General features: G+C 57.7%; 13 protein-coding genes and 2 tRNA genes. 9 read left to right on the top strand and 6 right to left on the bottom strand.

Going from position 1 to position 14391, the window contains the following annotated elements; all coding sequences use genetic code 11:
• Window position 1 precedes the first annotated feature (1 nt).
• The 6 genes from ACTHND_RS18455 to ACTHND_RS18480 form a co-directional block, all read right to left on the bottom strand.
• A complete protein-coding gene (locus ACTHND_RS18455) occupies window positions 2-907 on the bottom strand; it encodes a LysR substrate-binding domain-containing protein (protein ID WP_440179430.1) in 906 nt (301 codons plus the stop codon).
• Window positions 908-1166: 259 nt separating this feature from the next.
• A complete protein-coding gene (locus ACTHND_RS18460) occupies window positions 1167-2522 on the bottom strand; it encodes a glycoside hydrolase 5 family protein (RefSeq protein WP_440179431.1) in 1356 nt (451 codons plus the stop codon).
• Between the two features lie 294 nt (window positions 2523-2816).
• Entirely contained in the window at window positions 2817-3707 is an 891-nt protein-coding gene (locus ACTHND_RS18465; protein ID WP_440179432.1) for a class I SAM-dependent methyltransferase, read from the bottom strand.
• Between the two features lie 112 nt (window positions 3708-3819).
• On the bottom strand, window positions 3820-7128 hold the full coding sequence (locus ACTHND_RS18470) for an autotransporter outer membrane beta-barrel domain-containing protein (RefSeq protein ID WP_440179433.1): 3309 nt from the start codon (window positions 7126-7128) through the stop codon (window positions 3820-3822).
• Window positions 7129-7501: 373 nt separating this feature from the next.
• A tRNA-Asp gene (locus ACTHND_RS18475) sits at window positions 7502-7578 on the bottom strand.
• Window positions 7579-7778: 200 nt separating this feature from the next.
• A tRNA-Asp gene (locus ACTHND_RS18480) sits at window positions 7779-7855 on the bottom strand.
• Window positions 7856-8242: 387 nt separating this feature from the next.
• Between ACTHND_RS18480 and ACTHND_RS18485 the strand changes: the two genes are divergently transcribed.
• From ACTHND_RS18485 to ACTHND_RS18525, 9 genes are all read left to right on the top strand, one after another.
• Entirely contained in the window at window positions 8243-8620 is a 378-nt protein-coding gene (locus ACTHND_RS18485; protein ID WP_090643092.1) for an NADH-quinone oxidoreductase subunit A, read from the top strand.
• Window positions 8611-9171 (top strand): NuoB/complex I 20 kDa subunit family protein, encoded by a 561-nt coding sequence (locus ACTHND_RS18490; protein WP_090643089.1) that lies wholly within the window; start codon window positions 8611-8613, stop codon window positions 9169-9171. Before ACTHND_RS18485 ends, ACTHND_RS18490 begins: the two co-directional genes overlap by 10 nt.
• 15 nt (window positions 9172-9186) lie before the next feature.
• Entirely contained in the window at window positions 9187-9789 is a 603-nt protein-coding gene (locus ACTHND_RS18495; RefSeq protein ID WP_440179434.1) for an NADH-quinone oxidoreductase subunit C, read from the top strand.
• Between the two features lie 43 nt (window positions 9790-9832).
• Complete coding sequence (locus tag ACTHND_RS18500) at window positions 9833-11047, top strand: NADH-quinone oxidoreductase subunit D (protein WP_440179435.1); 1215 nt, start codon at window positions 9833-9835, stop codon at window positions 11045-11047.
• Window positions 11044-11403: a hypothetical protein gene (locus tag ACTHND_RS18505; protein WP_440179436.1), complete on the top strand. Its 360-nt coding sequence runs from the start codon at window positions 11044-11046 to the stop codon at window positions 11401-11403. Before ACTHND_RS18500 ends, ACTHND_RS18505 begins: the two co-directional genes overlap by 4 nt.
• A complete protein-coding gene (locus ACTHND_RS18510) occupies window positions 11400-11825 on the top strand; it encodes a hypothetical protein (RefSeq protein WP_440179437.1) in 426 nt (141 codons plus the stop codon). Before ACTHND_RS18505 ends, ACTHND_RS18510 begins: the two co-directional genes overlap by 4 nt.
• A gap of 85 nt (window positions 11826-11910) precedes the next feature.
• Complete coding sequence (nuoE, locus tag ACTHND_RS18515; RefSeq protein ID WP_440179438.1) at window positions 11911-12591, top strand: NADH-quinone oxidoreductase subunit NuoE; 681 nt, start codon at window positions 11911-11913, stop codon at window positions 12589-12591.
• 2 nt (window positions 12592-12593) lie between these two features.
• On the top strand, window positions 12594-13907 hold the full coding sequence (gene nuoF / locus ACTHND_RS18520) for an NADH-quinone oxidoreductase subunit NuoF (protein ID WP_440179439.1): 1314 nt from the start codon (window positions 12594-12596) through the stop codon (window positions 13905-13907).
• A 6-nt stretch (window positions 13908-13913) separates the two neighbouring features.
• Window positions 13914-14351, top strand: a complete 438-nt coding sequence (locus ACTHND_RS18525; RefSeq protein WP_440179440.1) for a TM2 domain-containing protein — start codon at window positions 13914-13916, stop codon at window positions 14349-14351.
• The last annotated feature ends 40 nt before the right edge of the window (window positions 14352-14391 follow it).

Consider the following 14391-nt stretch of genomic DNA (forward strand, 5'->3'; position numbering starts at 1 on the left):
TTTAACTGAATTTATTGTGAAATTTCAGCAGCAGAAAATCGACCAGGCTACGCACACGGCGCGTCGTGTTTTTGCCGTGCGGCAGGATCAGGCTGATTTCGGTCAGGCCCCAGTCATAATCGGCCAGTACCACCTCGACCTCTCCTGACTGTATCGCGGCGCCGGCGACATAGATCGGCATGACCATGATGCCGACCCCCGCCTTGACGGCCGACAATAGCATACCGGGGCTGTTCGAGCGCAGGTGCGGCCTGACCTTGAGGGAGTGCGTTCGGCCATCGTGGCGATAGCGCCAGAGATCCTGGGTATGGGTGCCGTTGTAATGCAGGATGATGTGCTTATCGAGGTCCGCGGCGCTGTGCAGTGGCGGCATTTGCGCCAGGTAGGCGGGACTGGCCACCACAACCCGGCCGGATTGGCACAGGCGGCGGACCGTCAGGTTGGAATCAGTCAGTTGACCGGCACGGACAGCGATATCGAGACCCTCGCTGTGCAGGTCGAGTTTGTCGTCACTGAAATCGACGTCCAGCTCGATCTTGGGATACTGTCTGGCGAATTCCGCCAGGACCGGTTCGAGATATTCGTGACCGAAAAACACCGGACCGGTCAGTCTGATGGGGCCGGAAAGGTCAGCGTTTGACTCAGCCAGGTTTTCGCCGGCGAATTCAAGTTGCGACATGGCCTGTCGGGCCTGTTCGTAATACAGCGTGCCGCCTTCCGTGAGGTGGGTGCCGCGCGCCGTTCTGTGAAGCAGGCGCGCTGAAAGTGTGGCTTCCAATCGTGCGACACGCCGCGAGATAATCGATTTCGATGTCTCCAGACGTTCGGCCGCGCGGGCGAAGCTACCGGTTTCCGCCACGACGAAAAACGCCTTCAGGTCGTCGAAGTCCAGCCGTATCTGTTCCATATATTGCAACGCTGTGATGCGAGAAGCGAATCTTCCGGCAACACCCGTAACCGACTATAGGGCATTCAGCAAGATAGTTCCGTATGGGAAACCCGTACATTGCGTGTGCCGCATCGCCCCTGTTGTGAGAGGGCTTTAGGCACATGCCGACAAACAGATATTCGCAGATTATCAGAACGGCCTCTTCTGATAAACCTTGGCCGCGCCACGTTCTCCCCTATTAACGTGACGCGGCCATTTTTATTTTTATTGCAATTGGTTATGACGCGCTTTTGATGTTGCGCAGATTGGCGGCATGGGTCCTGATCAGGTTTTGCGTCGAGGTGTCGGTATTGAAAACGCTGTACCAGCCTTGCGGTTCGTGAGGCGGGTCGCCGACATAGGCGGTTTCGCCGCGCAGCATGTGGTGATCCGGATGCAGGGCGCGGCCGGCGCCGCCCCAGGCCCAGAAATTGGAACCGGCCACTGGCGTATTGTGGGCGATGGCGTCTTCTACGGCCTTGTAGATCAGGCCGTAGAAGCGGTCCTTGTAGGTGGTGGGGGTGCCGGCATCATAACTGATATTGTCACGCGGGAAGCCAAACTCCTCGAAGACCAGCGGCTTGTTAATCTTTTTGGCGATGGCGATATGCGCGTCGATATAGGCCTGCACCTTGGCCGCGCCGGCATCGAAACTGCCGCCGAGATCGTCCTTGTCGACCCAGCTCCAGTTCTGTGGCCAGATATGCGCCGTCAGGTAATCGATATGTTCGTGCGCCTTGATGACGATGTCCTCGCTGCCATTGGCGCCCATAAGCCCCTCGTGTCCCAGGGAAACGAGATGGTTTGGCGCCAGGGAGCGGATAAAGGCCGCGCTTTCGCTGATCCAGCCGTAATAATCTTCGACATGTGCCTTGATGGCAGCTTCACTGCCGCCCGGACGCGGCTCGTTCGATAACTGCCAGGCCATGACCGTGGCATCGTCCTTATAGGCTTTGCCGGTGATCGAATTGGTCCGGCCGAGCAGCATTTTGATATAGGCGTAGTAGGCGTCCTTTGCGGCGCCGCTGGCATAGAATTGAGCTGAAAAGTCGGCGAATGCCGGCCACGGATGGGCCGGGTCGTTCATGTTGATGTAGGTGCCGCCATTGGTCCAGTATTGATAGGTGACCATGCCGCCAGACCATTCCCAGAAATTGGTCAGGTAAAGGACGGCCTTCATATCGCGCTTGGCCATTTCCGCGAGCAGGAAATCGAGGCCAGTCAGCAGGTCGGCATTATAGTCGCCAGGCTTGTTGGAGAAGGCGGGATCCAGCGAATTTATCAGCGGCGACAGTTCGGAAGACCCCAGCACACGCAGATTGGTGACGCCCAGCGCTTTCAGATCGTCCAGTTCCTTGACCAGACGGGTGCGATCGCCAAAGCTGGTCGCCGAGCCGAGATAGGCGCCATACCAGATATTGGCGCCGACATAGCGATAGGTTTCGCCCTTCAGCTTGAAATGGATCCCATCGACCGTGACGAAGTCCGTGGAGGCCGCTGCGGGCTCTCCGTTGGCGAACGCGCACCCTGCGAGTGCCAGGCCCAGCGTCCCCATACCTGCGCCCATAACCGCACGACGTGAAAATTGTGACATTATTTTGTCTCCCTGTTTTCTGCTGTTTCAGACAGCTATAGGGCAGACATACCGCAGATTAATGAAAATTGAAATTGGTAATATGCAGGCCTGTGGCCATACTGGGTATGCCCCTGTCTAAACAGGCCATACTCGATCTGAATTGGCCATACCCGAGCAATTTGCATGAGCGAAAACGGCGAAAAGCGTGCCCGCGGAGCTTCTGATTGAATGATGGGCTGATTTTCTTAATCAGATATTAACGGGGGCATGGCGGCTGATTAATTAAAAATATCAGCTACTTTTGATGACTGCCTAAACCTCTATTGGCACCACATCGTGGCCCTTATTCAGCAGAGCATAGCCGCTCATCCGTCGGTAAGGACGCAGGCGCTCTTCACTGGCGTAACGCATCATCATGCGCATAAGCCAGTTGGCAGGGAGATCGCGGCCGAGTTTGCGGCCTTCTTCGCCGATGAAACGCATAGCCTCTATCTGCCAGCCATTGGCGGCAAAGAAGCGTGGCCAGTCATCCGGATCAGGACCGGGATTGAAACGGAAGGGGGCGTTTTTCTGCAACTGTTTGACAATGGCTCCGCGCGCGGCTAGCCCCAGGAAGAAAGGAGAAAAATAATCAGTGATCCAATGAGTTATATGGCTTTGTTCATGCAAGTTTTTCGCCAGGGATGCGACCGCCTCATTCGTCAGGTAGGGTATAACGCCCTCGGTCAGGACCAGTATGTTGCGTCCGCGGGTGTTCACATCCGCCAGCAGGGCCTCACGGTCTGCGTCTTGTGACAAATCGCAGGTGACACGTTCCAGCCGGCAGAGCGGCCGATCATTGGCAAGCGCTTCGTTCTTGAAGGTGACAATGTTGGCGAAATCGACCTCAATCCAGAGGAAATCGGGTGCCAGTGCCAGCCTATAGGGGCGCGTATCCAGCCCGGCGCCGAGATTGATCACGCAGTCCACGCCGCCGGCAATGGCTTCCGTAATATAGCCGTCGATGATGTATGTCCGCAGCGCCATGGACCAGGCCATCGCGCGTTCGATGCCCATACGGCGCGCCAGCTTTTTTCCGCGTTCGCCGACCAGCTTTCCTGCGAGCGGATCGTGGAAGAGGGCATCCTTGCGCTGGGTTTCCAGCCAGCGATACCAGGCCACCCAGAAGGCGGTATCCGATACATGTACGATCTCTTCAGCCATGATGTCTCTCCTGCAATATCTGAATGTGCTGAAATCGACCCCGATGGCAAGCGAGCATAAAAAAGCCGCCGCGAATATCCGCGACGGCTTTTATTCTGCAATTCACACCCGATCAGAACTGGAAGCGAGTCCGCAGCGAGACCGAATAGTTGGTGTAATCGTCCTTCTTTTCGTATTCGCCTTCCAGTGAGAAATAGCTGTACTGGTTGTCGGCCGAAATACGGAAGCCGGCGACCGGGCCGCCGCCCTCGATATTACCGCCAGTCAGGGTGAAGGGCGTGGCGCCCTTGAAGTTGGCAATGGTGTCGGCGATCTGCGCCGAGACGTTCTGCTTGTAGCCGAACCAGATTTCCGGTTTGGCGAAGAACTTGTTGTAGCTGACATTGAACAGCGCACTGGCCGTCATCAGGTGGCTGTCACGATCGGCGATGGAAAGATCGTAGTAATCGCCGCCGCCGGTTTCATCATGCGCTTCTTCACGCAGCGCATAGTAGTCCGTCAGCAGTTGCGGGGTAAAGCTGAGCCGGCCGGCCTTGACCTCATAAGAAGCCCCGGCGCCGCCGCTGTAGGAGTAACCGCTCCACTTGGCTTCGGCAATATGGTTTATGTTCGTGGTGCTTGGGGTTGTAGAGGTGCCGTTGGTCGCCAGGATGTTCCGGGTGGTCTCGAAAGACGTATAGCCGGCGCCGACATGGGCCCAGGCTTTCAGTCCGCCGGTCCGGATACGCCAGTAACCACCCAGGGTCACGTCGGAATTGACCATTTTTTCGCCGGCAATGGCGAATGTATCGAGCGGCGAGCCCGACGTGTAGGCCAGGTACAAGCCAAGCATCTGGTTGCCGTAGACTTCGCGTTCACGGCCGCCGGCAAAGCTGAAACCAGTCGATTTGAAGCCGGCCGTCTCGCCATATTTGCGCTTGACCTGATAGCCGTACTCCTGAAGCCACCACTGGCCTTCATTATTATCAGGCACAAGCGTCAGGCTGCTCAGGGTCCGATTCAGCGACGCCGCACCCGTGGCCAGGCTGAGCAGGTTTTCACCCGAATAGTCCGGCAAATACTGGTTGTAGATCTGATCGAAGCCTTCCTTCGTCAATTGCGACATCAGGATGCTGGTGGCCGCCGTATCCTGCGCCACGGCTGAAAGCACGGGGGAGAGGGCGGCGTACTGGTTGTCCGAATACTGGGCTTCCGCCTGGTTTTTCAGGCGGAAGTTGGCATAAAGCGTGGTGTCGCCGGCGTTCGTCGTTAGGTCGGCATGATAGAGATAGGGGATCTTGCCGTCCAGGCTGGCCGAATCCAGCGTGCCCAGGTCGATGTTCGACGCAGTCATCACCGTAAATACGGTCGGAGCGACGATCAGCTTGTTAAGCGTCAGGCTGACCGATGCGCCATCATCGAAAACAGCGGCGCCGCTGTTGGTGAAGATCGGCACCGTCGGATGATCGGTATCCAGGGTCAGGGCCAGGGTGCTTTCCGCGCCGACATGAAGATTGGTCAGGCTGAGCGCCGACCCCGAAGCGAGATAAAGGTTGCCCTTAGCAATATCCAGCGCCACGGTTCCCGCGCCACTCATCTTACCGAGATAGGTCGCAGCGCCGTCCAGCTTGAAGCTGTTGGCGCCGGCGCCGAAATCGATATTGCTGGAAATCAGCCCGCCATTGGAGGTAATCGAATCATTGCCCGATCCCAGCAGGATATCGCCCAGGATATAGGGCATGGGAATGGCCTTGTCGGCATCGCTGTCGGTAGGTGCCGTATCCGTTTGAGTAATGGTCACGCCGGAGGTATTGGCGCGCACATCGATGGCGATGGGGCGATTGACCAGCGCATCGGCCGTGCCGTCGACATTGTCGTCTGACGCTGCGATCGTGGCGCTGATGATATTGTTGTTGTTGATTTCCGTCAGGGTGCCGGACAGGTCACGGATAGCGACGGCATGTTCGGTTGAGCCGGTAGCCGCGGCATAGATGCCGCCCCCGGCGGCTATGTTGATTTTCGGCAGGCTGGCGCCGGCCAGGATGTCGACGCCATGAGCGGTCGTATCACCAACCGTCGTATAGTGCTTGGTGCCGTCTGCATCGGTGCTGGCGAGGGTCGTGGCCGAAACCGCCGTACCCCGAATCACACCCGTGACATCGAGCAGGGGCGTGGACAGGCCGCTCTGGACCGACAGGGCCGTGGCGTCGCCGCCGTAAGCCGTCGAAGAGACTGTGCCAGCGATGCCTATGCCATTGGCGATATTGACCGCATGGCCGGTGCCGCCCAGTTGAACCGCGACATTGTCGACATCCTGATAAACACCCGAGCCGGTAATGCCGCCGCGCACCCAAAGGCCGTAGTTGATCGCCGGCTTATTGGCGGGCAGGGCTGATGAATTGAAAACGAGGCCGCCCAGCGTAATGTTGGTCGTTGCCGAGCCAATACGAAGCGTTGGTGCGGCGCCGTAATTTGTCAGGTTGGCGGTCTGCTGGTTGGCATCCACGACGCCGTTGCCGTCCTGGTCGGTATTGCTCTTGTTGGCGTCGCTGGTATCGGTCGTTATGGTCGAACCGATCAGCAGGCCCTGCGCCAGATTGCCTTCAATGCTGACGAGCGGGCCTGCCTGGTAAAGATCAGCCGGGGTGGCCAGAACAACTTTCAGGGCGTCGGCGCCCAGAGCATTGACAGTGGCGTAGCCGGTTCCGGTATAGGTGCCGTCGATGATGACATTGCCGCCGAAATCACCGGCCAGTTTCACAGCGCCGCTGTCCTTGCCGTGGGCGGTGATTGCGCCGCTCAGATAGACATTCCCCGTGGCGCCGTTTTCCAGGGACACGGCCGTACTGTTGTCGCCATTCAGGGTGACGGTGCCGTCCATGGTAAAATTACCCTGGATATTGTTTTCAAAGCGGACGCCGTAGGAATTGTTGCCGTCGACGGCGATCGTGCTGGCGGCGGTGATGTCCACATTGCCGATAAAGGGCGTCGTCCCCGTCGAATGAATACCGTAGCGCGTTTTGGTATCGGAGAAGGGCGCTTCGAGAACGCCGTCAGGCGCGTCTTTGCCGTCCGCGTCCTTGTTGGTGTCCAACTGCGTGTAGTCATCGGTGACCGTAATATTGGCGCTGATCGTCAGATTGCCTGTATGGCCGCCATCGATCAGGATGCCCGTCGAACCATCGGCCGACTTCAGCATATCGATCTTGCCGTTGAGCGTGACCGAATTATTCGAATCAACCGTTATGGCATTACCCGAGGTCACGGCGATCGACCCAGCCGTTGATACCGTCAGGTCGCCCGTCACGGAGGTTTTGACCGGCGTCGTGGTGGCCGTGGAAATCGTGGTGGCGGCAAAGGCCTGACCGCCTGCCCCCGCAAGGGCAACAAGGCCCAGGCTCAGGGTGAGGGCGGTTGCGGTCAGTAGTCTGTGTTTGCGCATTTGGATAAGCTTCCCTGGGATGCTTTATATAGAGTGGATGGAGGTGAGGCCCGCTATTGGAAACTGTCCGGTAATCCCGCGGCCTTCATATGTGTCGTTCGTGAAACCAAGGCTCACCTCTTAACCTTTATTTTTACCGTCGAAAAGGTGGCAAACGCCATTTGGCGCACACCAAATGCTTCGGATCAGAAATCCGCGTTTCAGTAGTGTCGCAAATTTGGAAATAAAGAGGGCTTAATTATGTCCGCCGCCCCTACGAGTGCAGGCAGAACGGATATGACGCAAACGCGCCACGTTTGGAAAATATACGGTAATCTTAATGGCAAATTCAGGGAAAATGCGGTACCACCCGTTGCTTAAATAAAAGCAGGGGTGGCGCGGGTGACGGGGCTCGAACCCGCGACCTTCGGCGTGACAGGCCGACACTCTAACCAACTGAGCTACACCCGCATTCCCTAATCCCGACGGCCAGAGATACTGTCCGTTGAGAAGACGCGCTTAGTAGTTCGGGCGGAACGGGGTGTCAACTACAAAAGCGCAGTCATTCACAGGCCGCGCATCGCGGCTTGCGCCGACCAGAGGATAATTTCCGAAAAATATTGAATTCAGGGAAAATGCGGTGCCACCCGTTGCTTAACCAAAAGCAGGGGTGGCGCGAGTGACGGGGCTCGAACCCGCGACCTTCGGCGTGACAGGCCGACACTCTAACCAACTGAGCTACACCCGCATTCCCTTGTCCCTTCACCGTGAGAGCGTCGCCGCCATCGGTTGAAGAGGTGCGCTTAGTAGTTCGGCGGGCGAGTGGGTGTCAACATATAAAACAGAAAAAATGACCGCGTTTCAGCCAAATCACTGGATAACTTTGTGACTTAAAGATTGGGCGTTGCGAGTGATTTTCATTGTACGCATGGGAGGCAAAAAAGTGAAAGAAAGTGGGCAAAAGGTGATTTTTTCGCACCGCAATGGTTTGAAGCTTTGAACAGAGTGGTCTAATAGCCTACTGACTGAGTCCGGGGCGATAGTTAATATCGTCGCCGGATGCGCCTGCCAAATGCGCCTGCTAAAAGCGCCTGACATGCGGCCAGTGTTTTATAGTGAGGGGTTAGGTGACCTGATGAACGCATTTCTACTGCAATATCTTCCCGTCATCATCTTTATAGGCGTAGCGACCGTTCTGGGCCTCGGCTTCATGATCGGCGCGCTGGTAATCGCGCCCAAGGCGCCGGATACGGAAAAGTTGTCGGCCTATGAATGCGGCTTCAACGCCTTCGATTCGGCTCGCCAGAAATTCGACGTCCGGTTCTATCTGGTGTCCATCCTCTTCATCATCTTCGATCTGGAAGCCTCGTTCCTGTTCCCGTGGGCTGTGTCTTTGTTTGATATGCCCAATGGCGGAATGCACGTCGCCTTCTGGTCGATGGTAACCTTCCTGGTCGAACTGGGTCTCGGCTATATATATGTGTGGAAAAAAGGAGCCCTGGAATGGGAGTAATCATTCCTGCCGGATCTGCTGGCCGGTCTTCGGTTGAAGGCTATGATCCCGCGGTCCATGACAAGTTCTTCGAGCAGGTCTCGGCGGAACTGGATCAGAAGGGCTTTCTCGTCGCTTCGGCCGACGACGTCATCACCTGGGCCCGTACTGGCTCGCTGATGTGGATGACCTTTGGGCTTGCGTGCTGCGCCGTCGAAATGATGCAGGCGTCTATGCCGCGCTACGATATGGAGCGCTTCGGCATGGCCCCGCGTGCCTCACCGCGCCAGTCCGACCTGATGATCGTCGCCGGCACCCTGACCAATAAGATGGCGCCGGCGCTGCGCAAGGTCTATGACCAGATGCCCGACCCGCGCTACGTGCTTTCCATGGGCTCCTGCGCCAATGGCGGCGGCTATTATCACTACAGCTACAGCGTCGTGCGTGGTTGCGATCGCATCGTGCCGGTGGATGTCTATGTTCCCGGTTGTCCGCCTTCGGCCGAGGCCCTCCTGTACGGCCTTCTACAATTGCAGAAGAAGATTCGCCGTACCGGCAGCATCCGTCGCTAAGGGAAGGGGACACGTATGTCTTTGGAAAAACTACAGGCGCTCGCTGAAAAGACCCAGGCCGATTTCAAGGAAGCGATTGTCGAATCGGTCATTGCTTTTGGCGAACTGACCCTGACGGTCGATCGTGAGCGCATCGTCGAGATCATGGCGAAGCTGAAGCAGGCGCCTTACCGCTTCCACCAGTTGATCGATGTCTGCGGCGCCGATTATCCCAAGCGGGCGCTGCGTTTCGATGTGGTCTATCATCTGCTGTCGCTGACGCAGAACATTCGTTTGCGCGTCAAGGTGCAGACCGATGAAGTGCTGCCGGTGCCGTCGATTCGTTCGGTCTATCCCAATGCCGACTGGTACGAGCGCGAAGCTTTCGACATGTACGGCATGTTGTTCTCGAATCACCCCGACCTGCGCCGTTTGCTGACGGATTACGGCTTCCAGGGCCACCCGCTGCGCAAGGACTTCCCGATGACGGGGCATGTCGAGGTGCGTTACGACGAAGAACAGAAGCGCGTGATCTATGAGCCGGTAAAGCTCACTCAGGAATATCGCAAATTCGACTTCCTGTCGCCGTGGGAAGGCGCGCAATATGTGCTGCCGGGTGACGAGAAGGCGAAGGTCTAGGCTCTGGCCTGGTATTAAGAGTTACGGATAAGGGTTTGATTTCATGGCAGACGGTGTAGAGCCTTTTGTGAACAAGGGCGATGATGATCGCAAGTTCACGATCAATTTCGGCCCGCAGCATCCTGCGGCGCACGGTGTGCTGCGCCTTGTGCTAGATCTTGATGGTGAAATGGTCGAGCGCGTCGATCCGCATATCGGGCTGCTGCATCGCGGCACCGAAAAGCTGATGGAATCGCGTACCTATCTGCAAAACGTGCCCTATTTCGACCGCCTCGACTATGTGGCGCCGATGAATCAGGAGCACGCCTTCTGCCTGGCCATCGAAAAGCTGCTGGGCCTCGAAGTGCCCAAGCGCGGCCAGTTGATCCGCGTACTGTACTCGGAAATCGGCCGCATCCTGTCGCACATCATGAACACGACGACCCAGGCCATGGACGTCGGTGCGCTGACGCCGCCGATCTGGGGCTTCGAGCATCGTGAAAAACTGATGGTCTTCTATGAGCGGGCCTGCGGCGCCCGTCTGCATGCCAACTATTTCCGTCCAGGCGGCGTGCATCAGGATCTGCCGCCGGAACTGATCGAGGACATCGCCGAGTGGTGCAATAAGGAATATCTGCCGGCGCTCGACGATATCGAAACCCTGATCACCGAAAACCGCATCTTCAAGCAACGCAATGTCGATATCGGTGTGGTCTCAAAAGAGCAGGCGTTCGACTGGGGCTTTACTGGCGTCATGCTGCGTGGTTCGGGCGTGGCCTGGGATCTGCGCAAGTCGCAACCCTATGAATGCTATGACGAGCTTGAATTCGATATTCCGCTCGGCAAGAACGGTGATTGCTGGGATCGTTATCTCTGCCGCGTCGAAGAGATGCGTCAGTCTGTCAAGATCATGCTGCAATGTATTGACAAGCTTAAGGTAACGCCCGGTCCGGTGCTTTCGACCGACCACAAGGTGACGCCGCCGCGCCGCGCCGAAATGAAGAATTCGATGGAAGCCCTGATCCATCACTTCAAGCTCTATACCGAAGGCTTCAAGACGCCTGAAGGCGAGGTCTATGCCTGCGTCGAGGCGCCGAAAGGTGAATTCGGCGTCTATCTGGTCTCCGATGGCACCAACAAGCCTTACCGCTGCAAGATCCGCGCGCCGGGATTCCCACACCTTCAGGCCATGGACTGGCTGAATCGCGGCCACCTGCTGGCCGACGTTTCCGCCATCCTGGGTTCGCTCGACATCGTCTTCGGGGAAATCGACCGATGACCGATGCCCCGCTGACCGGTGTATTGATCGCCGCAGGACTGCTGCTGGCCATGATGGCCTTGAGCCTGTTCCTGTCGCGCCCAAGCTGGCCCTACCATTCCGGTGGCGCCAGGGGATATGTCATGGACATGCTTCTTTATCTGTTCCTGCCGGTTATCCCGATGCTGGTCTGCGTCCTGGGTTTCACGCTCGTGGTCCAGTTCAAGCCCGAACTGGAAAACGAAACTGCCCGCTTTGTTCTTCTGGGCATTGCGGTGATCGGTTTGCTTGGCGCCCGCCGGTTGCCCATGGTGGCGGCAGCGCAAAATCGTGTGCGAGCGGCACGCAACGCTCGTTACGAGGCCATGCAGAAATGAACGCATATGCCGCTCAACAGGCCAAGCAAGCCGCCCTGTTCCACGCTCATCCGGCCATGTGGGCGTTTTTCCCACTGCTGTTCGTGGTGGTGGTCATCTCTGCCGTCATCCTGGTGCGCTGGCTGATGAGCAAGAATGCCTGGCCTTATCATCCGGGCGGCGCGTCGGGCTTCCTGCGCGATGAAGTGATCCGTTACGGGTCGATCTGGCTGCCGTTCGCCGTCGTCATGGTATTGGTGCGCTACTACATCTACCGTTTCCACCCCGAACTCACCTCGTCGCCCTATCTGTACGCCCTTTATCTGTCGGTCTTCGTTTTCCGCCGGCTGGCGCGCTTCCTGCCGCACATCAAGGAGATTGGTGCGCGTATTGATGGCGCCAGAGCCAAGGCCCGTGCCGTCGCTGATGGGGTGCTGCAGTGATTTCTGTGAAACCCTTAAAAATTAAACTGTCATTCCTGGGCTGCGGGTGTAAAGCGCTGCCTGTTTATTTGTGTAGAGGGGCCTGATGTCCGTTCGTCGTCTCGCCAAGGAGCAACCGGCCAGTTTTACCTTCTCAGCGGAAACGCTGGAGAAGGCCAACTGGTGGATTGCTAAATATCCTGAAAGCCGCCGCCAGAGCGCGGTGATCCCGATCCTGTGGCTGGTGCAGAAGCAGGAAGGCTGGGTTTCCGAACCCGCCATTACGGCTATCGCCAAGCTGCTGGGAATGCCGCAGATTCGCGTATTCGAGGTGGCCACGTTCTACACCATGTTCATGCTGGAGCCGGTCGGTTCGGCGGCGCTGATCCAGGTGTGCGGCACCACGCCGTGCATGTTGCGCGGCTCCGATGCCCTGATCAAGGTGTGCAAGGACAAGATCGGCCCGAAGGACAAGCTGTCGGCCGATGGCAAGTTCACCTGGCAGGAAGTTGAATGCCTGGGCGCCTGCTGTAATGCGCCGATGGCCCAGATCAACGACTATTATTATGAAGACCTGACGCCGGAAAATCTGGCCCAGATCATCGATGATTTCGCCGCCGGCAAGTCACCGAAGCCGGGCCCTTATAACGGCCGCCACACATCCGAACCGTTGGGTGGCGTGTCCTCCCTGACCGATCCGAAGCTATATGACGGCTCGGCCGCGAAGAAGATCAAGATTCCGAATGCGCCCGGTACAGAAGCGCCCAAGCCTGAGGTGAAAGCGTAATCATGGTTGGCATTCTCGAAGATAAGGATCGTATTTTCACCAATCTCTACGGCTTCCATGACTGGGGCCTGGAGGGGGCGAAGCAGCGCGGCTGCTGGAACGCCACGAAGGACATTCTTTCGTACGGTGCCGAATGGATCATCACCAACGTCAAGAATTCCGGCCTGCGCGGTCGCGGCGGCGCCGGTTTCTCAACCGGCCTGAAGTGGTCCTTCATGCCCAAGGAGGTCAAGGATCGCCCGCATTACCTGGTGGTCAATGCCGACGAATCCGAGCCCGGCACCTGCAAGGACCGTGAGATCATGCGGCATGATCCGCATCTGCTGATCGAAGGCTGCCTGATCGCGTCCTTCGCCATGCAGGCCCATGCCTGTTACATCTACCTGCGCGGTGAATATGTGCAGGAGCGTGAGCGCATGGAAGCCGCCGTCAAGCAAGCCTATGAGGCGAAGCTGATCGGCAAGAACAATATTCACGGTTGGGATTTCGACGTCTATATCCACCACGGCGCCGGGGCCTATATCTGCGGTGAGGAAACCGCGCTTCTGGAATCGCTCGAAGGCAAGAAGGGCCAGCCGCGCCTGAAGCCGCCGTTCCCGGCCGGTTCGGGCCTCTATGGCTGCCCCACGACTGTGAACAATGTGGAATCGATCGCCGTGGTTGGCACCATATTGCGCCGCGGCGCCGCCTGGTTTGCCTCGTTCGGCGCGCCGAACAACACCGGAACCAAGCTGTTCTGCGTCTCCGGCCACGTCAACAAGCCGTGCAATATCGAAGAAGCCATGTCGATCCCGTTCCGCACACTGATCGAGGATCACTGCGGCGGTATTCGCGGTGGCTGGGACAATCTGAAGGCCGTCATTCCGGGCGGTTCGTCGGTGCCGATGATCACCGCCGAGCAGTGCGAAAACCTGCCGATGGATTTTGACACCCTGCGCAACCTGAAGTCGGGCCTCGGCACGGCCGCGGTCATCGTCATGGACAAGTCGACCGACCTGATCCGCGCCATTGCCCGCCTGAGCTATTTCTACAAGCACGAGTCCTGCGGCCAATGTACGCCGTGCCGCGAAGGCACCGGCTGGATGTGGCGCGTCATGGAGCGCATGGTGAAGGGCGATGCCGATCCGTCGGAAATCGACACCCTGCTGGAAGTGACCACCCAGATCGAAGGCCATACCATCTGCGCCCTCGGCGACGCGGCGGCCTGGCCGATCCAGGGACTGATCCGCCACTTCCGTCCGGAAATCGAGGAACGCATCGCGCTTTACCGGTCGCGTAAGAGCAATTTTGCCGGCCATACGATGGCGGCGGAGTAGGGGATCATGCGGGGCAAGGTACTCTCATTCAACGGATCAACCGGCCTCATCAGCGGTGATGACGGTAAGCGCTATACATTCAGCGTCAGCGATCTGATGGGCGATACGGTCTTTGTCCCGGCAGGCTCCACGGTCGATTTCGAGGCATCGGGCGACAGTGCGGTCAGCATCTATGTCATCATGACGGCGATGGGCGAGCGCAACAAATATGTGGCGGCGCTTCTGGCCTTCTTCCTCGGCATGTTCGGGGTGCATAAGTTCTATCTCGGCAAGACGACGGCCGGGATCATCATGCTGGTGTGCGGTACGATCGGGTGGATCCTGGTCGGTATCCCGCCGCTCATCATGGGGCTGGTTGCCTTTATCGAGACCATCATCTACCTGGTCAAATCCGACCAGAGTTTTTACGAAGACTATGTCGCGGGCAGCAAGTCATGGTTCTGAAGAACCTGATGGAATTCCGTGATTTATTATTAATTGTTGA

The sequence above is a fragment of the Asticcacaulis sp. genome, assembly GCF_051954415.1.
Taxonomy (GTDB): domain Bacteria; phylum Pseudomonadota; class Alphaproteobacteria; order Caulobacterales; family Caulobacteraceae; genus Asticcacaulis.

Bases quoted from the DNA above. Each gene is read 5' to 3' on its own strand.
- ACTHND_RS18455 (WP_440179430.1), bottom strand. From the start codon at position 907: ATGGAACAGATACGGCTGGACTTCGACGACCTGAAGGCGTTTTTCGTC.
- ACTHND_RS18460 (WP_440179431.1), bottom strand. From the start codon at position 2,522: ATGTCACAATTTTCACGTCGTGCGGTTATGGGCGCAGGTATGGGGACG.
- ACTHND_RS18465 (WP_440179432.1), bottom strand. From the start codon at position 3,707: ATGGCTGAAGAGATCGTACATGTATCGGATACCGCCTTCTGGGTGGCC.
- ACTHND_RS18470 (WP_440179433.1), bottom strand. From the start codon at position 7,128: ATGCGCAAACACAGACTACTGACCGCAACCGCCCTCACCCTGAGCCTG.
- ACTHND_RS18485 (WP_090643092.1), top strand. From the start codon at position 8,243: ATGAACGCATTTCTACTGCAATATCTTCCCGTCATCATCTTTATAGGC.
- ACTHND_RS18490 (WP_090643089.1), top strand. From the start codon at position 8,611: ATGGGAGTAATCATTCCTGCCGGATCTGCTGGCCGGTCTTCGGTTGAA.
- ACTHND_RS18495 (WP_440179434.1), top strand. From the start codon at position 9,187: ATGTCTTTGGAAAAACTACAGGCGCTCGCTGAAAAGACCCAGGCCGAT.
- ACTHND_RS18500 (WP_440179435.1), top strand. From the start codon at position 9,833: ATGGCAGACGGTGTAGAGCCTTTTGTGAACAAGGGCGATGATGATCGC.
- ACTHND_RS18505 (WP_440179436.1), top strand. From the start codon at position 11,044: ATGACCGATGCCCCGCTGACCGGTGTATTGATCGCCGCAGGACTGCTG.
- ACTHND_RS18510 (WP_440179437.1), top strand. From the start codon at position 11,400: ATGAACGCATATGCCGCTCAACAGGCCAAGCAAGCCGCCCTGTTCCAC.
- nuoE (WP_440179438.1), top strand. From the start codon at position 11,911: ATGTCCGTTCGTCGTCTCGCCAAGGAGCAACCGGCCAGTTTTACCTTC.
- nuoF (WP_440179439.1), top strand. From the start codon at position 12,594: ATGGTTGGCATTCTCGAAGATAAGGATCGTATTTTCACCAATCTCTAC.
- ACTHND_RS18525 (WP_440179440.1), top strand. From the start codon at position 13,914: ATGCGGGGCAAGGTACTCTCATTCAACGGATCAACCGGCCTCATCAGC.